Origin of the sequence: Mycobacterium sp. WMMD1722 (assembly GCF_049315205.1) — a bacterium.
Classification (GTDB): Bacteria; Actinomycetota; Actinomycetes; order Mycobacteriales; family Mycobacteriaceae; genus Mycobacterium.
Genome location: NZ_CP186056.1, coordinates 321,015 through 339,288 on the forward strand (window position 1 = coordinate 321,015; position 18,274 = coordinate 339,288).

Here is an 18,274-nt window from a genome sequence, read left to right on the forward strand (position 1 = left end):
GTCACTGCGCGGTGTAGCCGCCGTCGATGCGGACGGTGGTGCCGGTGACGTACCGCGCGTCGTCGGAGACCAGGTAGGCGACCGCGGCCGCGACGTCCTCGGGATCGGCGATGCGCCCCAATGGAATTCGCGACACCACCTCCTGCTCGGTGCGCGCGGGATCGGGTGTCTCGGCCAGCCAGGCGTCGTACAGCGGAGTCCTGGTCATTCCGGGGGCCACGGCGTTGACCCGGATGTCGCGCGGCGCGAGTTCGACGGCGGCCGACAGCGTCAGCGCCTGCACCGCACCCTTCGACGCGGCGTAGATCGCCATGGTCGGCATCCCGATGAGCGCCAATCGGGAGGTGATGTTCACGATCGAACCGCCGTGGGTCATCGACCTCGCCGCGGCCTGCAGCAGGGCGATCGCGGCGAAGGTGTTGACCTCGAAGGTCCGCCGCACATCGGCGTCGGTGGCCGACACCAGCTCGTCGGTGTGGTCGAGTGCGGCACTGTTGACCAGGGCGTCCAGGGTGCCGAAGGTCTGTACGCACGCCTGGGTCAGGACGTCGGCGGCGTCGGGTTCGGTGAGGTCGGCCGCCAGGAACCGGATCCGGTCGCCGAGCGATGCGGCCAGTTCGTGACCGCGGTCGCTGTCGCGTCCGGTGGCCAGCACGTGGGCACCCTCGGCGTGCAGCCGGACCGCGATGGCGTGTCCGATACCCGAGGTCGCGCCGGTGACCAGGGTCGCCTTACCGGTGAGACGCGGGGCGGCATCGGTCACGGAAGCTTCTTCGCGATCTCGTCGGCGGCTGAGATCACCTGTGCACCGGCATGTTCCAGTGTCTCCGGGGCCAACCGGTGGGTCAGGAAGCTGATGCTCACGGCGTACCGCGACGGACCGCCGTTCGCGGCGGGCACAGCCGCGGCCACACAGGTGAGTTCCTCGGCGGCCTCCTCCCGGTCGACGGCGAATCCCTGGCGGCGGATCTCCTTGATCTCGGCGGACATCTTCTTCACCGAGGTGATCGTGTGTGCGGTGAGCGCCGGCAGCCCGGCCGAGGCCAGGATGTCGTGCCAGACACTGTCGGGCATGCTGGCCATCAGCGCCTTGCCGAGCGCCGAGGCGTGCCAGGGGTCGGACTGCCCGACGTTGCTGAGCTTCGTCACCGCCCGCCGGCCCTCGACGACCTCCAGGATGACGACGCTGCGCTCCTTGTGTGCCGCGAAGTTGACCGTCTCGTTGAACTCGAGCATGAGTCGCTCCATCGTCGGCACCACCACGTCGGTGGGCACCTGGCCGGAGAAGGCCCGTTGTCCGAGACGGAAGATCTCCCAGCCGAGTCGGTACTGGGCCGCATTGAACCGCTCGACGTAACCCAGCGCGGCAAGGCTGTTCAGATAGCGCAGCACCGTCGCTTCGTTGAGCTCTGTGCGCCTTGCGATTTCGGTCAGATTTCCGTTCTCGGCCTCGGCCACCGCGCTGAGGATGCGCGCTGTGCGTTCGACACCGATCAGGTTCGCGCCCTTGTCGGGCCGCGCCTCCGTTTTCACCCAGTGAAGGCTACCAGTGCCCAGTGAGGCCTCGCCGTTCCCTCGAGCGACATCCGGCGTTGGTGTTGACAGGTCACCCGGCGTCCCTTAGGTTTTCATCCAGCGAAGTTGAATATCACCTAGTGAAAAACCCGCAACACCCCGCAGAGGAGCAACCATGTCCACCGCAGCCGACAGCCGTTCAACGAAGGTCGACGGAGCCAGCATCCTGGCTTCGCAGGGCCTGTTGTCGGCCGACGACTACACGCTCGCCACGTCGACGAAGACGTTCGACGACGGCGGCAGCTATCGTCTGGAAATCTCTGGTGTGGAACGTCTTTCGACCCTCGAGGTGCTGCTGGACGAGGCGGCCAGACAGGATGTGTTCATCCACCGCATCATCGCCTTCGGCGGCGGCACCACGCTGCTGAACACCGGTGAACTGCGTGACGTCGCCGTGCTCGCCGCGGAGAACGGCATCGAGCTGATCGCCGTCCCCGGTCCGCGCACCGGTTGGGACCTCGGACGTCAGGCCCTGAGCACCGAGGGGCAGGCCGGCGGACGGCGCGTCCGCGGCCTGGACAACGTTCGCTATCTGCTCGACGACTACCTGCGGATCTTCTCGACCGGCATCCGCGGCGTCCTGGTATGGGACGAGGGGGTTCTGGACATTCTCAACAAGGCCCGCGACGCCGGGCACATCCCCGCCGACGCCAAGTTCAAGATCTCGGTCTACGCCGGCCACGCCAACCCGGCGGCGATCAAGATCATGCAGGAGCTGGGCGCCGACAGTGTCAATCCGGTCGGGGATCTCAGCCGGCCCATGCTGGCCGCCATCCGGCGGTCGGTCGACATTCCCCTCGACGTCTGGGCCGAGACCTTCGAATCCTTCGGTGGGATGAACCGGCTGTGGGAGGCCGGCGACATCGCCCGGGTGGCGGGCCCGGTGTACTTCAAGGTGGAACCGGGTGAGTCCGAGGCGGTGATGTACAACGGCTGGGTCCGGCCCGAATTCCACGAGGAGCTGATCCGGCACAAGGTGCGCCACGCCGCCATTCTCAACGAACTGGCCCGCACCAGCGCCCCGGACGTGGTGGTCTCCCCGCGCCCCCGCGCCAGCGCCGCCGTCCTGAGCAGCTGACGGCGGGCGGGTCAGTGACACAGCGCGCCCGCGCGGCCATCATCGGCTCCGGCAACATCGGTACCGATCTGCTGCACAAGTTGCGCCGATCCCCGGTTCTCGACGTGGCCGCGCTGGTCGGGATCGATCCGGCCAGTGACGGTCTGGCCCGCGCGGCGTCGCTCGGGGTCACGGTGACCGCCGACGGCGTCGATGGTCTGATCGCGATGAGCGGTTTCGGCGAGATCGACGTGATCTTCGACGCCACCAGCGCCGAGGCCCACCGTGCGAACTACGCTCGCCTCGAGCCGTTCGGGCGGCTGGTGATCGACTTGACGCCGGCCGCGATCGGCCCCTATGTCGTTCCCGCGGTCAACCTGGCCGACCTGGCCGCACACCGCAACGTCAACATGGTGACCTGCGGAGGTCAGGCCACGATTCCCGTGGTGGCGGCGCTGTCCCGGGTCGCCCGGGTGCACTACGCGGAGATCGTCGCCTCGATCGCGTCCCGGTCGGCCGGTCCCGGGACGCGCGCCAACATCGACGAGTTCACCGAGACCACGGCACGCGCCATCGAGCTGGTCGGCGGCGCCGATCGCGGTAAGGCCATCATCGTGCTCAACCCGGCCGAACCGCCGATGATCATGCGCGACACCGTCGCTGCGCTGGTCTCCGTAGCCGACGGGCCGGCGCTGGCCTCGGCGGTGACCGACATGGTGGCCGCTGTCGCGCAGTATGTGCCGGGATACCGGCTCCGGCAGGACGTCCGAGTGGCGCCGGTGCCCGAACGGGATGCGCGGCGACGGCTCGCGGGCGGCGTCGGTGACGATCTCGTGCAGGTGACGGTGTTCCTCGAGGTGGAGGGGGCCGGCGACTACTTGCCCAACTACGCCGGGAACCTCGACATCATGACCGCCGCGGCGGTCCGGGTCGCCGAACAGGCGGTGCCGGCCGGCCGGCTGACCGGGAGTTCGCGATGAGCGCGCAGGTGTACGTCCAGGACGTCACCCTGCGCGACGGTATGCACGCGGTCGGCCACTCGCTCGGATTGTCCGACGTCAAACGCATCGCCCGGGCACTGGACCTGGCCGGGGTGGCCGCCATCGAAGTCGCCCACGGCGACGGACTCGCCGGCGGCAGTCTGACCTACGGAGCGGGCGCGCACAGCGACGCCGAGTGGATCGCGGCCGCGGCCGAGGTCATCGACCGCGCAAAGCTGACCACCCTGCTGATCCCCGGCATCGGAACACTCGACGATCTGCACGCGGCGGTCGACATCGGCGTCACCTCGGTCCGGGTCGCGACGCACTGCACGGAAGCCGACATCGCCCGACAGCACATTGCGACGGCCCGCGATCTGGGTCTCGACGTCGCCGGCTTTCTGATGATGTCGCATCTGACCGACCCGGACAGCCTTGCCGCGCAGGCGAAGATCATGCAGGACGCCGGTGCGCACTGCGTGTACGTCACCGACTCCGGGGGTCGGTTGACGATGGCCGACATGCGCGACCGCGTGCAGGCCTACCGGGCCGGTCTGGACCCGTCGACCGCGATCGGTGTGCACGCCCACCACAATCTCGCGCTGGGCGTGGCGAATTCGCTCACCGCGGTCGAAGAGGGCGCTCACCGTGTCGACGCCTCGCTCACCGGGCTCGGGGCGGGGGCGGGTAACTGCCCGCTGGAGGTGTTCATCGCGGTGGCCGAGCTCAACGGTTGGGACCACGGCTGTGATCTGTTCGCCCTGATGGATGCGGCCGACGACATCGTGCGTCCGCTGCAGCAGCGACCCGTGCGGGTCGACCGGGAGACGCTCACCCTCGGATACGCCGGCGTGTACTCGAGCTTCCTGCTGCATGCCGAGCGCGTCGCGGCCGACATCGGCGTCGAACCGCGCGAACTCCTCATCGAAGCCGGCCGTCGTTCGATGGTCGGTGGTCAGGAGGACCTGCTCACCGATCTCGCACTCGACATGAGGAGGTGAGGACTTCATTTCCCGCCTATGTGCGCGGCGACCGTCGCCGAGCACGTGGACACGCAGTCGACCCGCCATCCTCCCCAGTCACGAGAGATGAACGATCATGGAGAACGTCACTCAATCCTCACCACCGCGACGGCCGGTGACCACGCCGTCAGCACGTCCCGCCGACAGCCTCCCGCGCGGCGGGCGGCGCAACCACGGGCTGAAGGAGAACACCCTCGGAGTTCCGAGCATCTTCTTCTACATCATCGCCGCGGCGTCGCCGCTGACCGTCGTGGTGGCCCTCTATCCCATCATCATCGGGGCCGGTAACGGCGTCGGTATGCCCGGCGCATTCGTGATCGCCGCGGTGGTGTTGATGATCTTCGCCGTCGGGTACGTGGCGATGAGCCGCCATGTCACCAACGCCGGCGCCTTCTACGCCTACGTCACACTCGGGTTGGGCCGCATCCCCGGGCTCGGGTCGGCGTCCCTGGCGATCTTCGCCTACAACGCGATCCAGGCCGGGCTGTACGGCGGATTCGGTTACTACGCCTCCGAGCTGCTCAACCCCCGGCTCGGGGTGGAGATCCCGTGGTGGGTGTACGCGTTCACCGCACTGCTGCTCTGCCTGGGCCTGGGCATCCAGGGTGTGCACTCCGGCGCGAAGGTACTCGGTGTGTTCATGACGCTGGAAGTCACGATGATCACCGTGCTGAGTGTGTTCAGCCTGTTCAGCGGCCCCGTGCCGGCGTCGGATTTCTCGCTCGAACCGTTTGCTCCCAGCGTGGTGCTCGGCGGTGCGCTCGGGGTCGCCCTGATGTTCGCCCACGCCTCGTTCATCGGATTCGAGGGTTCTGCCATCTACGGCGAGGAGGCGCGCAATCCCGAACGGACGATTCCGCGCGCAACGTATCTGTCCATCGCGTTCATGGGCGTCCTCTACGCGGTCTCCGGATGGTTGATCATGAACGCGCTCGGGTTGGACAACGTGGTGGCGATCGCCACCGATACCGGCGGCAACTTCATCTTCGCCGCCAGTGACTCCATCATCGGGCACAACATCTCGCTGCTCTTCCAGATCCTGATCGTGACAGCGACATTCGCGGCCATCGTCACCTTCCACAACAACGTCTCGCGGTATCTGTTCTCCTTGGGGCGGCAAACGCTGGTGTGGAAGCCGCTGGGCTGGACCCTGGCCCGGCGCCAGACGCCGTGGGTGGCGTCGATCGTGCAGAGCCTGATGGTCGGCGTCGTCATCGTCGCGTTCGCCGTGGCCGGCCAGGATCCGTTCGCCACGTTGTTCACCTGGGCAACCGGGATCGGCACCATCGGGGTGATCTTCTCCCAGCTGGTCGCCGGTATCGCGATCTTCGTCTTCTTCCGGCGCTCGCAGGTGGACAAGCGGCCCTGGAACACCGTGATCGCCCCCCTGCTGGCCATCGTCGGGCTCGGTGCCTTCTTCGTGCTGACGCTCAACAGCCTCGACATCCTGCTGGGTGTGCAGGGCGCCACCGCCGCGGTGATGCTCTCGCTGGTCTTCGTCGCCCTGCTGGCGGGCATGGCCTACGGCGTCTACCTGCGCTTCTTCGCCCCCGACAAGTACGCCCTGGTGGGCAAGGCGCTCAACGAACGCGAACTGTCCGAACCCGCACCCGAAGCGGTCTAGGGCGGGTTCGCCGAAACCCGGCAGATCCATCGATGGTTAGGTACGTTTGTACTTATCGATAAGTACAAACGTTCCTAACGAAGGGATGATCATGACCTCGGCCCCCCGGCGCGCCCGCCGTCATGATCCGAACAGGAAGGAGCGCATCGTGGAGTCGGCGCTGACGGTGCTCGCGCGCGACGGCGTCGCAGGCATCACCCACCGGGCGATCGGCGAAGCCGCCGATGTCCCGCTCGGCTCGATCACCTATCACTTCGCGACGCTCGACGACATCGTCAAACTCGCCTTCCAGACGCACGTCGAGAGGTTGGCGACGCGCTTCGAGGAGCGGTTGGCGTCCTGCGATCCGGGCGACGATCTCATCGAATGCATCGTGTTGGCGATCACCGACGATCTCGCCGCACACCCCAACGAGCTGGCCATCACCTACGAGCTCTACGGCGATGCCGTTCGGCGGGCGGACAACAAGCGCATCACCCAGGAGTGGATGGAGCGCGCGGAGGACGCCCTGGCCCAGCATTTCGACCGGGCCACCGCACGGCTGCTCGACGTCGTGATCGAAGGGCTGATGGTGCACATGTCCATTGCCCAACAACCGATTTCCAAGGATGCGGTCCGCGCACTCCTCACCACGGCCGCCCACGCCGGCCTCAACTCTGAACGGGAGAAACCATGACCTCTGACAACGCGGCGACCTTTCACCGCAAGATGTTCATCGACGGCGCCTGGACCGAGGCCAGCGGCGGCGGGGTCGACCAGGTGCCCGCGCCGGCGACCGGTGAGGCATTCGCCGAAATCGCCCACGGCACGGCGGCCGACGTCGACAGAGCGGTGGCCGCCGCCCACGCCGCATTCGCCGACTGGGCCAGAACGCCGGTGGGCGAACGGGCGCGGGCATTCCTCAAGCTCGCCGACCGGGTGGAGGACGACGTGCGCACCCTGGCCGAGATCGAATCCCGCAACGTGGGCAAGCCGATCGGTCTGGCGCTGGAGGAAATGGAGATGATCGCCGACCACCTGCGGTTCTTCGCCGGTGGGGCCCGCACCATGGAGGGGCGTGCGGCGACCGAGTTCGTCCGCGGCAAGACCAGCATCATCCGGCGTGACCCGCTCGGCGTCGTGGGGTCGGTGGCGCCGTGGAACTACCCGTTGCTGATGGCGATCTGGAAGATCTCCCCGGCCCTGCTCACCGGGAACACGCTGGTACTCAAACCCTCAGAGCACACCCCGTTCTCGGTACTGCGGCTGGCCGAACTGGCCCAGGACCTCTTCCCGGCCGGCGTCTTCAACGTCGTCACCGGCGACGGCGAGGAGGTCGGCGCCCGGCTGGTCAGCCACCCGGTGGTGCGGATGAGTTCGCTGACCGGCTCGGTGAACACCGGCCGCGCCCTGATGCGGGCGTCCGCCGACTCCAACCTCAAGCGGCTGCACCTGGAACTCGGCGGAAAGGCGCCGGTGCTGGTGTATCCCGACGCCGACATCACGCTGACCGTCGCGAAGATCATGGAGGGTGCGTTCTGCAACTCCGGACAGGACTGTATGGCTGCCTCGCGGCTCTACGTCCACGACGCGGTGCACGACGACCTGGTCTCCGGACTCGAAAAGGCGGTCAAGGAACTCGATCTGGGTGACATCGCCGACGAGAACACGGCGATGGGCCCGGTCATCACCGCCGCCCACCGCGACCGGGTCGAAGGCTTCGTATCCCGTGCGAAGGCCACCGGCCACACCGAACTGATTCAGGGCGACAACCCCGGCACCGGCTTCTACACCGCGCCGACCGTGGTGGTGGGCGCCCGCCAGGGCGACGAGATCGTCAGCACCGAGGTGTTCGGTCCGGTCACCTCCGTCACCCGCTTCGGGGACGGCGACGACGTGATCGGGTGGGCCAACGACACCGAATACGGTTTGGCCGCTTCGGTGTTCACCAACGACATCGGCCGGGCCATGACGGCGTCCAGCGAATTGCAATTCGGCACGGTCTGGGTCAACGATCATCTCCCCGTCACCCCGGAGATGCCGCACGGCGGCTTCAAACAGTCCGGCAACGGCAAGGACATGTCGGTGTACGCACTCGAGGAGTACACCGAGATCAAGCACGTGATGATCAACCGCGAGAGCGCCTGACATGACCGTGAGCGCAATCAACACATTCCGGCTCCGTCCCGGCGTCACCGCCGAGGATTTCGAACGGTTCTCGGCCGAACTGGACCGACCGGTATGTCTGCGATTCGACGTCGTCCGTGGTTTCGACGTCTATCTGTCCGAGGACGGCGCTGTCGTCGAGATCATGACGGTGACGTCCTGGCCCGAATGGGAGAAGGTGCGAGACGGGGCACCGGAGTTGAAACCCGTCGTGCAGCGATTCGATCAACTGGTGGAACCGGGCAGCGTCACCACCGTCCTCGCCCGCTATTCACCGCTTCCGCAGGAGAACTGAGATGCCGGCTACACCTGAGTACGACGCCATCATCATCGGGGCAGGCCACAACGGCCTGGTCACCGCGAACTATCTGGCCCGCGCCGGTAAGAAGGTCCTGGTGCTCGAAGCCCGGGCCGTCGTCGGGGGCGCGTGTGTCACCGAAGAGCTGATCCCCGGCTCGAAATGGTCGTCGTGCGCCTTCATCGCCGGCCTGCTGCGGCCGGAGATCATCGACGAGTTGGAGCTGCGCCGGTTCGGTCTGGACCTGTACCAGGGGGATGCACTGTCCTACAGCCTCTTCCGAGACGGCACCTCGTTCACGATGTGGAAGGAGACCGACCGCACACTGCGTGAGATCGAGAAGCTGAACAAGAAGGACGCGCAGGCGTTCCTGGACTTCGGCATTCGGCTGCAACGCTTCGCCGGTCTCGTCACGCCCTATCTGCTCAAGCCGCCACCGGAACGCTCCGAGGTGTTCGCCGCCTTCGAGGCGGCGGGGGAGCAGACGTTGTTCGACGAATTCACCCTGCTCTCGGTCCGTGATCTGCTCGACCGCTATTTCGAGGACGAACGGCTCAAGAGCATGCTCACGTTCTTCGGGATGGTCTCGATCTTCGGCGGCCCCTCCACGCCCGGCACGGCATACACCTACGGACACCACTCCTGGGGCGAATTCAACGGCAACTTCGGGCAGTTCGGCTTGGCGCGTGGCGGTATGGGCGCGATCAGCGATGCGCTGGCCGCCGGCGCCCGCCATCACGGCGCCACGATCCGCACCTCGGCTCCGGTCGAGAAGGTGATCGTCGAACGCGGGACCGCCACCGGAGTCCGGTTGGCCGACGGCTCGGTGGTCACGGCGAAGCAGGTGTTCTCCAACGCCGATCCGAAGCGTTCGTTGCTGCGCCTGGTCGAGCCGGGGGTGTTGCCGGCCAAGCTGGTCCGCGACGTCGAGAACATCGACACCCGTGGATCCATGGCCCGCATCCACCTACTCGTCGACGAACTACCGCAGTATCTTCCGTTCACCGACGCCTCGGAGGGTCCGCAGCACCACGGGCATCAGTTGCTCGGCCCCAGCCGGGAGGCCTTCGAGGAGGCCTACGAGGCGCAGCGTCGCGGCACCTTCCCGAGCACCTTCGTCATCGAGGCGGTCACCCAGTCGGTGACCGACGATTCACTGGCCCCGGCCGGGCTGCACACCATGACGCTCGGTATCCAGCAACTGCCCTCGGAGCTGACCGGCACCACCTGGGCGGCGGAGAAGGAGAAGTGGGCCGATCTGGTCCTGGAGGATCTGTTCACCTACGCGCCGAATCTGCGCGATCACATCCTCGACCGGGTGATCATCACACCTGACGATCTGGACGACGAATACCTGATCACCGACGGCAACATCTTCCACGGCAGCATGATGCTCGACCAGCTGTTCGGCGCCCGGCCGATCCCGGAGCTCGCGAATTACCGCACCCCGGTGCAGAACTACTATCTGTGCGGGTCGGGCACCCACCCCGGTGGCGGCGTGATGGGCGCCAACGGCCACAACGCGGCCAAGATCGCGCTCGCCGACGCCGACGGTGTCTCCACCACCCGGCCGGCCCCGACGTCGGCGGTGAAGGTGCCCTGGCAACAGCGGATGGTGGGCACCCTGATGTCGACCAGACCCGGGCGATGGGTGGGCTACCGGGCCGCCCGACAACCCGCACTGCGCCGGATCACCGCCTACGCCGCACGGGTCCGGTGAGCACGCCGACGAGCGGCCTACGCAGCGCGAAGTGGTTCTCCGGCCAGGACGTTCCCGGTTTCGTCCATCGCTCCGCCATGCGCGCATCCGGGTTCTCGCGGATGGCGTTCGAGGGCAGGCCCATCGTCGGGATCTGCAACTCCTGGTCGGAAGTCGTGAACTGCAACATGCACTTTCGCGGTCTGGCCGACTCGGTGCGCCGCGGGGTGCTGGCCGCGGGAGGCTTTCCGCTGGAGTTCCCCACCATGTCGCTCGGGGAACAGCTGATGAAGCCGACGACGATGCTGTTCCGCAATCTGATGGCCATGGACGTCGAGGAGTCCATTCGCGCCTATCCGTTCGACGCGGTGGTCCTGCTGGGCGGCTGCGACAAGACCGTGCCCGCGCAGCTCATGGGGGCGGCCAGCGCTGACGTGCCGGCCATCGTGCTGACCGGGGGGCCCGCGTCTCCCGCGGTGTTCGACGGCAAACAGCTCGGGGTGGGCACCGACCTGTGGGAGTACATCGACGACGTCCGGACGGGCCGGATGTCGATGGCCGACTACGAGCGGCTCGAGGCGGCGGCAGGTCCGTCGCGCGGACACTGTCCGGAGATGGGAACCGCCTCCACCATGGCCACCCTCGTGGAGGGCCTGGGTATGACGCTGCCCGGTGCCGCCGCGGTGCCGGCGATGGACTCGCGGCGGCTGCAGGTGGCCGAGGAGGTCGGCGCCAGGGCCGTCGGTCTGGCCACCGAGCAGCTGCGGCCGTCACAGGTGCTGACCGCCGAGGCGTTCGACAACGCCATCACCCTGATGCTGGCGGTCGGCGGTTCGACAAACGCGATCGTCCACCTGCTCGCGATCGCCGGCCGGGCGGGAGTGCCGTTGACCCTGGACCGGTTCCATCAGCTGTCCGCGCGCACACCACTGGTGGTCAACGTACGGCCCGCCGGTGCGCATCTGGTCGAACAGGTCTTCCATGCCGGCGGCATCCCGGCGGTCATGAGATCCGTTGCGCCGCTGCTGCACACCGATGCGTTGACAGTCACCGGCAAGACCGTCGGCGACAATCTGCCCAGTGGCGCCGCGACCGACACCGCGGTGATCACGTCGCTGGACCGGCCGTTCCAGCCGCCGCAGGGGCTGGCGGTGGTGCGCGGCAACCTGGCGCCCACCGGCGCGGTGATCAAATGCAGTGCGGCCACCCCGAGCCTGCTGGTCCACCAGGGGCCCGCCGTGGTGTTCGAGGACATGCGGGACATGATGGCCCGGTTCGACGACCCCGCCCTTGAGGTCAGCGCGGATTCGGTTCTGGTGCTGCGCAATGCCGGGCCGCGGGGCGCACCGGGGATGCCCGAGTGGGGGCAGCTGCCGATCCCGAGCAAGCTCCTGCGGCAGGGCGTCACCGACATGGTCCGCATCTCCGATGCCCGGATGAGTGGAACCGCCTACGGGACGTGTGTGCTGCACGTCAGTCCCGAATCGGCGGCCGGCGGTCCGCTGGGCTTGGTGCGTGACGGCGACATCATCGCCCTCGACGCCCATGCCGGCCGACTGGACCTCCTGGTCGACGATGCCGAACTCGAAGCCCGCGCCTCGGCTCCGCGGCCGCGCGCCTCGAAGATCCCCGCGCGGGGCTACGCCGCCCTGTACGTCGAGCGGGTGCTCCAGGCCGACCAGGGGTGTGACTTCGACTTCCTGGTCGGGCGGTCGCAACGTCCGGCCGAGGAACCCGATGCGATCTTCGAAGGGTGGGTCGGCGGTTGGTGATCCGGTCGTCGCCCGCCATCTCGTCGATGTCCAAGGTCCTGGTCGCCAACCGGGGTGAGATCGCGATTCGGGCGTTCCGCGCGGCCTACGAACTCGGATTGGGCACGGTCGCGGTGTTTCCGTACGAGGACCGCAATTCGGTCCATCGGCTCAAGGCCGACGAGTCCTACCAGATCGGTGTGGTCGGACATCCGGTGCGCGGATATCTGTCGGTCGAGGAGATCGTGTCGACGGCGGTGGCGGCCGGCGCGGACGCGATCTACCCGGGATACGGGTTCCTGTCGGAGAATCCGGAGTTGGCGGCGGCCTGCGCTGCCGCGGGCATCACGTTCGTCGGACCGTCCGCGCAGGTGTTGGAGCTGACGGGCAACAAGTCGCGGGCGATCGCCGCGGCGCGCGACGCCGGGCTGCCGGTGTTGGCGTCCTCCGTGCCGTCGGCCGATGTCGATGAGCTGCTGGCCGCGGCCGACGGGATGAAGTTCCCGCTATTCGTCAAGGCGGTGGCCGGTGGCGGTGGCCGGGGGATGCGGCGGGTGGCTGAGCCCGCGGCGTTGCGGGAGGCGATCGAGGCGGCGTCGCGAGAGGCCGAGTCGGCGTTCGGGGATGCCACGGTGTTCCTGGAGCAGGCGGTGATCAACCCACGCCATATCGAGGTGCAGATCCTGGCCGACACCCAGGGCGATGTCATCCATCTGTTCGAGCGGGACTGCAGTGTGCAGCGCCGGCATCAGAAGGTGATCGAACTGGCCCCGGCGCCGAATCTGGATCCTGTTCTGCGCGAACAGATCTGCGCCGACGCCGTGGCGTTCGCCAGGCACATCGGCTATTCGTGCGCCGGCACGGTGGAGTTCCTGCTCGACGAGCGCGGCCATCATGTCTTCATCGAGATGAATCCGCGGATCCAGGTGGAGCACACGGTCACCGAGGAGATCACCGATGTGGATCTGGTGTCGTCGCAGTTGCGCCTCGCGGCGGGGGAGAGCCTGGCGGATCTGGGGCTCAGCCAGCAGGCGATCGTCGCGCACGGAGCCGCTCTGCAGTGCCGGATCACCACCGAGGACCCGGCCAATGGGTTTCGCCCGGACATCGGGCGCATCACCGCCTACCGGTCACCGGGCGGTGCGGGAATCCGGCTGGACGGGGGCACCCTGCTGGGCGCTGAGGTGTCCGCGCATTTCGACTCGATGCTGGTGAAGGTGACGTGTCGGGGGAGGGATTTCGCGACGGCGGTGCGCCGGGCCCGGCGGGCGGTGGCGGAGTTCCGCATCCGCGGGGTCGCGACCAACATCGCGTTCCTGGCGGCGGTGCTCGACGACCCGGACTTCGTGGCCGGCGGGGTCACCACCAGCTTCATCGGTGAACGCCCGCAACTGCTCACGGCACGTTCGAGCGCGGACCGCGGCACGAAGATCCTGAACTTCCTGGCCGACGTCACGGTGAACAAGCCGCACGGGGAGCGGCCCTCGACGGTGTATCCGCACGACAAGCTGCCCGATGTCGATCTGGCCGCGCCACCCCCGGCGGGCTCCAAGCAGCGCCTGGTCGAGCTGGGTCCGGAGGGCTTCGCGCGCTGGCTCCGCGACAGCCCCGCGGTGGGTGTCACCGACACGACGTTCCGGGATGCGCATCAGTCACTGTTGGCGACCCGCGTGCGCTCCACCGGGTTGCTGCGGGTGGCGCCGTATGTGGCGCGGACGATGCCGCAGCTGCTGTCGGTGGAGTGTTGGGGTGGCGCCACCTATGACGTCGCGCTGCGGTTCCTCAAAGAGGATCCATGGGAGCGGCTGGCCGCGCTGCGCGAGGCGCTGCCCAACATCTGTCTGCAGATGCTGCTGCGGGGCCGTAACACCGTGGGCTACACCCCGTACCCTCAGCTCGTCGCCTCGGCGTTCGTGGACGAAGCGGCGGCCGCGGGCATCGACATCTTCCGGATCTTCGACGCGCTCAACAACATCGAGAGCATGCGGCCGGCGATCGACGCGGTCCGCGCGACCGGAACCGCGGTGGCCGAGGTCGCGATGTCCTACACCGGGGACCTGTCCGACCCCGCCGAGCAGCTCTACACCCTGGACTACTACCTGCGCCTCGCCGAACAGATCGTCGAGGCGGGCGCCCATGTGCTGGCCGTCAAGGACATGGCCGGGCTGCTGCGCCCGCCGGCGGCAGCCCGCCTGGTCGGTGCGCTCAAGCAGCGGTTCGATCTGCCGGTGCACGTGCACACCCACGACACCCCGGGTGGGCAGCTGGCCACCTATGTGGCGGCCTGGCAGGCCGGGGCCGACGCCGTCGACGGGGCCGCCGCCCCGCTGGCCGGCACCACCAGTCAGCCTGCCCTGAGTTCGATCGTGGCCGCCGCGGCGCACACCGACCGCGACACCGGCCTTGATCTGACCGCGGTGTGTGAGTTGGAGCCGTATTGGGAGGCGCTGCGCAAGGTGTACGCCCCCTTCGACGTCGCGGCGGCAGGTCCGCCGGCGCCCACCGGACGCGTCTACACCCACGAGATCCCGGGCGGACAGCTGTCGAATCTGCGCCAGCAGGCCATCGCCCTGGGGTTCGGGGAGCGCTTCGAGGAGGTCGAGGCCAATTACGCGGCCGCCGACCGGATCCTGGGCCGGCTGATCAAGGTCACGCCCTCCTCCAAGGTGGTGGGGGATCTCGCTTTGGCGCTGCTGGGTGCGGGGGTGTCGGCCGAGGACTTCGCCGAAGACCCGGCGCGTCACGATATCCCCGACAGCGTCATCGGATTCCTGCGCGGTGAACTCGGCGAACCAGCGGGTGGCTGGCCGGAACCGTTGCGCAGCAAGGCAGTGGCGGGCCGCGGCGGCGCACCCTCCGAAGCGGCACTGACCTTCGAGGACGAGGCGGTCCTGGCTCAGCCGGGTCCCAAGCGGCAGGCCACGCTGAACCGGCTGCTGTTCCCGGGGCCCACCACGGAGTTCGAGGCGCACCGCGACACCTACGGCGACACCAGCCGGCTGTCGGCGAACCAGTTCCTCTATGGGTTGCGCCAGGGGCACGAGCACCGCGTCGAATTGGAGAAGGGGGTGCAGCTGCTCATCGGACTGGAGGCCATCTCCGAACCCGACGAGCGCGGCATGCGCACCGTCATGTGCATCATGAATGGTCAACTGCGACCGATCATGGTGCGCGACAACACCATCGCTTCGGCCGTGCCCACCGCCGAAAGAGCCGACCGCACCAATGCCGATCACATCGCGGCGCCGTTCGCCGGTGTGGTCACCGTCGGGGTGAGTGCGGGTGACGCGGTCGAGGCGGGGCAGACGATCGCCACCATCGAGGCGATGAAGATGGAAGCGGCGATCACCGCGCCCAAGGCCGGCACGGTGGACCGTGTCGCGGTCTCGGCGACCGCACAGGTCGAAGGCGGTGACCTGTTGATGGTGGTCGGCTGAACACGCCTCAGAACCGCGGATCATCGGGTGTCTCGGATTGCGGTGGTGGCCACGCAGCACCGACTGGCTAGTGTCGACGATATGGCGATCGCCCCCAGCTCCTGGCCGGCCCCGCTCTTGACGGCCATCCGCACGTCGAACAAGTACGTCGTCAACCCGATCATGAGCAGATTCGCCGGGCGGAAGAACTCCTACGCCGCGTCGATCCGCCACACCGGTCGCACGTCGGGCAAGCAATATTCGACGCCGGTCGGCGCCGACCGCAGCGCCGACGGCTACCTCATCCCGCTCGCCTATGGCACCCAGGCCGACTGGCTGCGCAACGTCCTCGCCGCCGGCCGGGCGACGCTGACAGCCGACGGCGAGACCACCGACGTCACCCAACCCGAAGTGGTCGACGCCGCGGCGGCGCTGCCGCTGCTGCCGCCGAATAAGCGACGACGCTACGAGCGTCTCGGCATCGACAAGTATCTGAAAGTCGCGCGTACCCAGGACGCGCGCTGACTCGCACCATCACCCGGCCGCCGCTGGAGCCGGCGGCCTAACATCGGTGCATGGTCGAGATCCGGGTCGAGCGCACCATCGCGGCACCGCGGGAGCAGGTCTTCGCCTGGCTGGCGGATCCGGCGAGCCTCACCACAGCTCCGCTGGTCATCCGGGCCGGGTGGGCCGAGGGGGTATCCGGCCCCGGGGTCGGCGCACTGCGCAAGGTGGTGGCCACCGGCATGTGGTTCCACGAGGAGATCACCGCCTACGACCCGCCGAGCAGCTACTCCTACCGCATCGTGCGTTCGTGGCCCGCCTTCGACCACGACGGCGGCACGCTGACTCTCACGCCGACCGGCGACGGTACGCACGTCACCTGGACGAGCAGCTACCGCCACCCCGCACGCGGCGGCGGCCGGCCGATGGAAGCGCTGTCGTCACGGCTCCTGCCGTGGAACTTCCGGGCGATCCTGGCCGCGGCCGACCGCCGACTCTGACGGATTCGCCCACGCCCGGCTGTCAGGTCAGCGCGCTCACGATCTTGGTCTTGTCCACCTTGCCGACTGCGGTGGTGGGTAGCGCCGGCATCGGCACCAGCACATCCGGGCGCGCGTGCGTCGACGCCCCGCGCTGGTCGAGGAACCCGTTGAGCTCCGCGAGGGTGAGTTGGGGTCCACGGAAAACCACTGCCGCGCAGATCTTCTCGCCGAGGAACTCATCGGGTAGCGCCACCGCGGCAGCCGAGTGGATCGCGGGATGGGCGAGGAGGTGGTCCTCGAGGTCGGTCGCCGAGACCGTCTCACCGCCGCGATGGATCACGTCCTTGATCCGGCCGGTGACCTCCACGTTGCCCGCCAACGGACCGTCGGCGAAGATCCGGACCCGGTCACCCGTGCGGTAGAAGCCGTCGGGACTGAAGGAGCGCGCGTTGGCCTCGTCGGCGCGGTAATAGCCGTTGAGGGTGTAGGGGCCGCGGACCAGCAGCTCGCCTTCCTCGCCCGGCGCCACCTCGACACCGTGCTCGTCGACCACCCGCATCTCGTCGTGCGGCGACATCGGTCTGCCCTGGGTGTGCACCACCACCTCGACCGGATCACCCGGTCGGGTGAAGTTCAGCATGCCCTCGGCCATCCCGAAGATCTGCGACAGCCCCGGCGTCAGCCGGTCGAGGATGAACCGGGCCTCTTCGGGACTCATCCGCGACCCGCCCACCTGCACCAGGCGCAGCGACGTCGGTAGCACCGGCTCCCATTCACACGCCTGGGCCCACAATTTGCCCAGTGCGTTCACCAGTCCGGTGACGGTGACCCGGTGTTCGTCGATCAGCGCGAACGCGGCCTCCGGACTCGGGTCTGCGGTGAAGACCGTGGTGGCGCCGACGGTCATCGCCCCGAGCATGCCCGGACACGCCAGGGGGAAGTTGTGTCCGGCGGGCAGCGCCACGAGATACACGTCGTCAGGGGTGAACAGGCAGGTCTGCGCGCTGGCCACCGCCGTGTACCGGTAGTCGTCGTGGGTGCGGGCGATCAGCTTCGGCAACCCGGTCGTCCCGCCGGAGACCAGCAGGACGGCTGGGGCAGAGGTGTCGACGGGCCCACGCTGCGGCCCGGGCCCGTCGGTGGCGACCACCTCGGCCCATGACTCGTATGGACCCGGATCGCCGTCCACGATGACGTGGCGCAGCGCGGGCCGCCCAGCCGCCACCTGGGCGGCCATCTCGCGGTAGTCGAACCCACCGGCCCGGTCCGGGATGATCAGGCCGACAGCACCACTGACATCGGCGAAGTGTCCGAGTTCGGCCGTGCGGTGCCCCGGTAGACACATCACCGGCACCACACCGGCGCGCAGCAAACCGAAGAACGCGATGGCGAAATCCACCGAGTTGGGCAGCTGGAGCAGCATCCGGTCGCCCGCGACGATGCCGCGGGCGGCCAGTGCGGCGGCCACGCCGTCGGCGCGGGCGGTCAACTCCGCAAAGGTCAGCGATCGGTGCCGATCGACCACGGCGGGATGATCAGGGCGCTCGCGCACCGCGTCGGTGAGGATCGATTCCAGCGGGCGTCCCGTCCAGTAGCCGGCGCGCCGGTATTCCTCGGCTCGATCGGCCGGGAACGGGACGAAACCGCGCAGCAGATCGTCGGTCGCATCGGCCCGGTTGTGCGGGAAACCACTGCTCATCAGGTCGAAGGGCCCCTCTGGT

The 18,274-nt window shown here is 68.2% G+C and carries 15 protein-coding genes; 12 read left to right on the forward strand and 3 right to left on the reverse strand.

The features are described 5' to 3' along the window. Position 1: 1 nt before the first annotated feature. Both ACN27E_RS01510 and ACN27E_RS01515 read right to left on the reverse strand, forming a co-directional pair. Positions 2 to 763, reverse strand: coding sequence for an SDR family NAD(P)-dependent oxidoreductase (locus tag ACN27E_RS01510; protein WP_422746271.1), 762 nt, complete (start codon positions 761 to 763; stop codon positions 2 to 4). Beyond that, positions 760 to 1,533 (reverse strand): IclR family transcriptional regulator, encoded by a 774-nt coding sequence (locus ACN27E_RS01515; protein ID WP_422746272.1) that lies wholly within the window; start codon positions 1,531 to 1,533, stop codon positions 760 to 762. Before ACN27E_RS01515 ends, ACN27E_RS01510 begins: the two co-directional genes overlap by 4 nt. A 157-nt stretch (positions 1,534 to 1,690) precedes the next feature. Between ACN27E_RS01515 and ACN27E_RS01520 the strand changes: the two genes are divergently transcribed. From ACN27E_RS01520 to ACN27E_RS01575, 12 genes are all read left to right on the forward strand, one after another. Next, a complete protein-coding gene (locus ACN27E_RS01520) occupies positions 1,691 to 2,653 on the forward strand; it encodes a hypothetical protein (RefSeq protein ID WP_422746273.1) in 963 nt (320 codons plus the stop codon). A gap of 14 nt (positions 2,654 to 2,667) precedes the next feature. Continuing rightward, the gene (locus ACN27E_RS01525; RefSeq protein WP_422746274.1) at positions 2,668 to 3,612 is read left to right on the forward strand and encodes an acetaldehyde dehydrogenase (acetylating); all 945 of its coding nucleotides are present in this window, start codon (positions 2,668 to 2,670) and stop codon (positions 3,610 to 3,612) included. Beyond that, on the forward strand, positions 3,609 to 4,613 hold the full coding sequence (gene dmpG, locus ACN27E_RS01530) for a 4-hydroxy-2-oxovalerate aldolase (protein WP_422746275.1): 1,005 nt from the start codon (positions 3,609 to 3,611) through the stop codon (positions 4,611 to 4,613). The genes ACN27E_RS01525 and dmpG overlap by 4 nt, the downstream gene beginning before the upstream one ends. Positions 4,614 to 4,710: 97 nt before the next feature. Beyond that, positions 4,711 to 6,258, forward strand: a complete 1,548-nt coding sequence (locus ACN27E_RS01535) for an APC family permease (protein ID WP_422746276.1) — start codon at positions 4,711 to 4,713, stop codon at positions 6,256 to 6,258. A 91-nt stretch (positions 6,259 to 6,349) separates the two neighbouring features. Further along, positions 6,350 to 6,934 (forward strand): TetR/AcrR family transcriptional regulator, encoded by a 585-nt coding sequence (locus ACN27E_RS01540; RefSeq protein ID WP_422746277.1) that lies wholly within the window; start codon positions 6,350 to 6,352, stop codon positions 6,932 to 6,934. Continuing rightward, positions 6,931 to 8,385 (forward strand): aminobutyraldehyde dehydrogenase, encoded by a 1,455-nt coding sequence (locus tag ACN27E_RS01545; RefSeq protein ID WP_422746278.1) that lies wholly within the window; start codon positions 6,931 to 6,933, stop codon positions 8,383 to 8,385. Before ACN27E_RS01540 ends, ACN27E_RS01545 begins: the two co-directional genes overlap by 4 nt. 1 nt (position 8,386) lies before the next feature. Then, positions 8,387 to 8,698 (forward strand): hypothetical protein, encoded by a 312-nt coding sequence (locus ACN27E_RS01550; protein ID WP_422746279.1) that lies wholly within the window; start codon positions 8,387 to 8,389, stop codon positions 8,696 to 8,698. A gap of 1 nt (position 8,699) precedes the next feature. Continuing rightward, a complete protein-coding gene (locus tag ACN27E_RS01555) occupies positions 8,700 to 10,421 on the forward strand; it encodes a phytoene desaturase family protein (protein WP_422746280.1) in 1,722 nt (573 codons plus the stop codon). Next, a complete protein-coding gene (locus ACN27E_RS01560; RefSeq protein ID WP_422746281.1) occupies positions 10,418 to 12,172 on the forward strand; it encodes a dihydroxy-acid dehydratase in 1,755 nt (584 codons plus the stop codon). The genes ACN27E_RS01555 and ACN27E_RS01560 overlap by 4 nt, the downstream gene beginning before the upstream one ends. A 26-nt stretch (positions 12,173 to 12,198) precedes the next feature. Next, the gene (locus ACN27E_RS01565; RefSeq protein ID WP_422746282.1) at positions 12,199 to 15,588 is read left to right on the forward strand and encodes a pyruvate carboxylase; all 3,390 of its coding nucleotides are present in this window, start codon (positions 12,199 to 12,201) and stop codon (positions 15,586 to 15,588) included. Positions 15,589 to 15,669: 81 nt separating this feature from the next. Further along, positions 15,670 to 16,092, forward strand: coding sequence for a nitroreductase family deazaflavin-dependent oxidoreductase (locus ACN27E_RS01570; RefSeq protein WP_422746283.1), 423 nt, complete (start codon positions 15,670 to 15,672; stop codon positions 16,090 to 16,092). Between the two features lie 50 nt (positions 16,093 to 16,142). Beyond that, positions 16,143 to 16,571 (forward strand): SRPBCC family protein, encoded by a 429-nt coding sequence (locus tag ACN27E_RS01575; protein ID WP_422746284.1) that lies wholly within the window; start codon positions 16,143 to 16,145, stop codon positions 16,569 to 16,571. Between the two features lie 22 nt (positions 16,572 to 16,593). On the opposite strand, the gene ACN27E_RS01580 is transcribed toward ACN27E_RS01575, so the two are convergent. Then, positions 16,594 to 18,252: a (2,3-dihydroxybenzoyl)adenylate synthase gene (locus tag ACN27E_RS01580; RefSeq protein ID WP_422746285.1), complete on the reverse strand. Its 1,659-nt coding sequence runs from the start codon at positions 18,250 to 18,252 to the stop codon at positions 16,594 to 16,596. Positions 18,253 to 18,274: the final 22 nt, after the last annotated feature.

Excerpts from the sequence above, each read along its gene's own strand:
- ACN27E_RS01520 (WP_422746273.1), top strand. The coding sequence starts at position 1,691 with ATGTCCACCGCAGCCGACAGCCGTTCAACGAAGGTCGACGGAGCCAGC.
- dmpG (WP_422746275.1), top strand. The coding sequence starts at position 3,609 with ATGAGCGCGCAGGTGTACGTCCAGGACGTCACCCTGCGCGACGGTATG.
- ACN27E_RS01535 (WP_422746276.1), top strand. The coding sequence starts at position 4,711 with ATGGAGAACGTCACTCAATCCTCACCACCGCGACGGCCGGTGACCACG.
- ACN27E_RS01540 (WP_422746277.1), top strand. The coding sequence starts at position 6,350 with ATGACCTCGGCCCCCCGGCGCGCCCGCCGTCATGATCCGAACAGGAAG.
- ACN27E_RS01545 (WP_422746278.1), top strand. The coding sequence starts at position 6,931 with ATGACCTCTGACAACGCGGCGACCTTTCACCGCAAGATGTTCATCGAC.
- ACN27E_RS01550 (WP_422746279.1), top strand. The coding sequence starts at position 8,387 with ATGACCGTGAGCGCAATCAACACATTCCGGCTCCGTCCCGGCGTCACC.
- ACN27E_RS01555 (WP_422746280.1), top strand. The coding sequence starts at position 8,700 with ATGCCGGCTACACCTGAGTACGACGCCATCATCATCGGGGCAGGCCAC.
- ACN27E_RS01565 (WP_422746282.1), top strand. The coding sequence starts at position 12,199 with ATGTCCAAGGTCCTGGTCGCCAACCGGGGTGAGATCGCGATTCGGGCG.
- ACN27E_RS01570 (WP_422746283.1), top strand. The coding sequence starts at position 15,670 with ATGGCGATCGCCCCCAGCTCCTGGCCGGCCCCGCTCTTGACGGCCATC.
- ACN27E_RS01575 (WP_422746284.1), top strand. The coding sequence starts at position 16,143 with ATGGTCGAGATCCGGGTCGAGCGCACCATCGCGGCACCGCGGGAGCAG.
- ACN27E_RS01580 (WP_422746285.1), bottom strand. The coding sequence starts at position 18,252 with ATGAGCAGTGGTTTCCCGCACAACCGGGCCGATGCGACCGACGATCTG.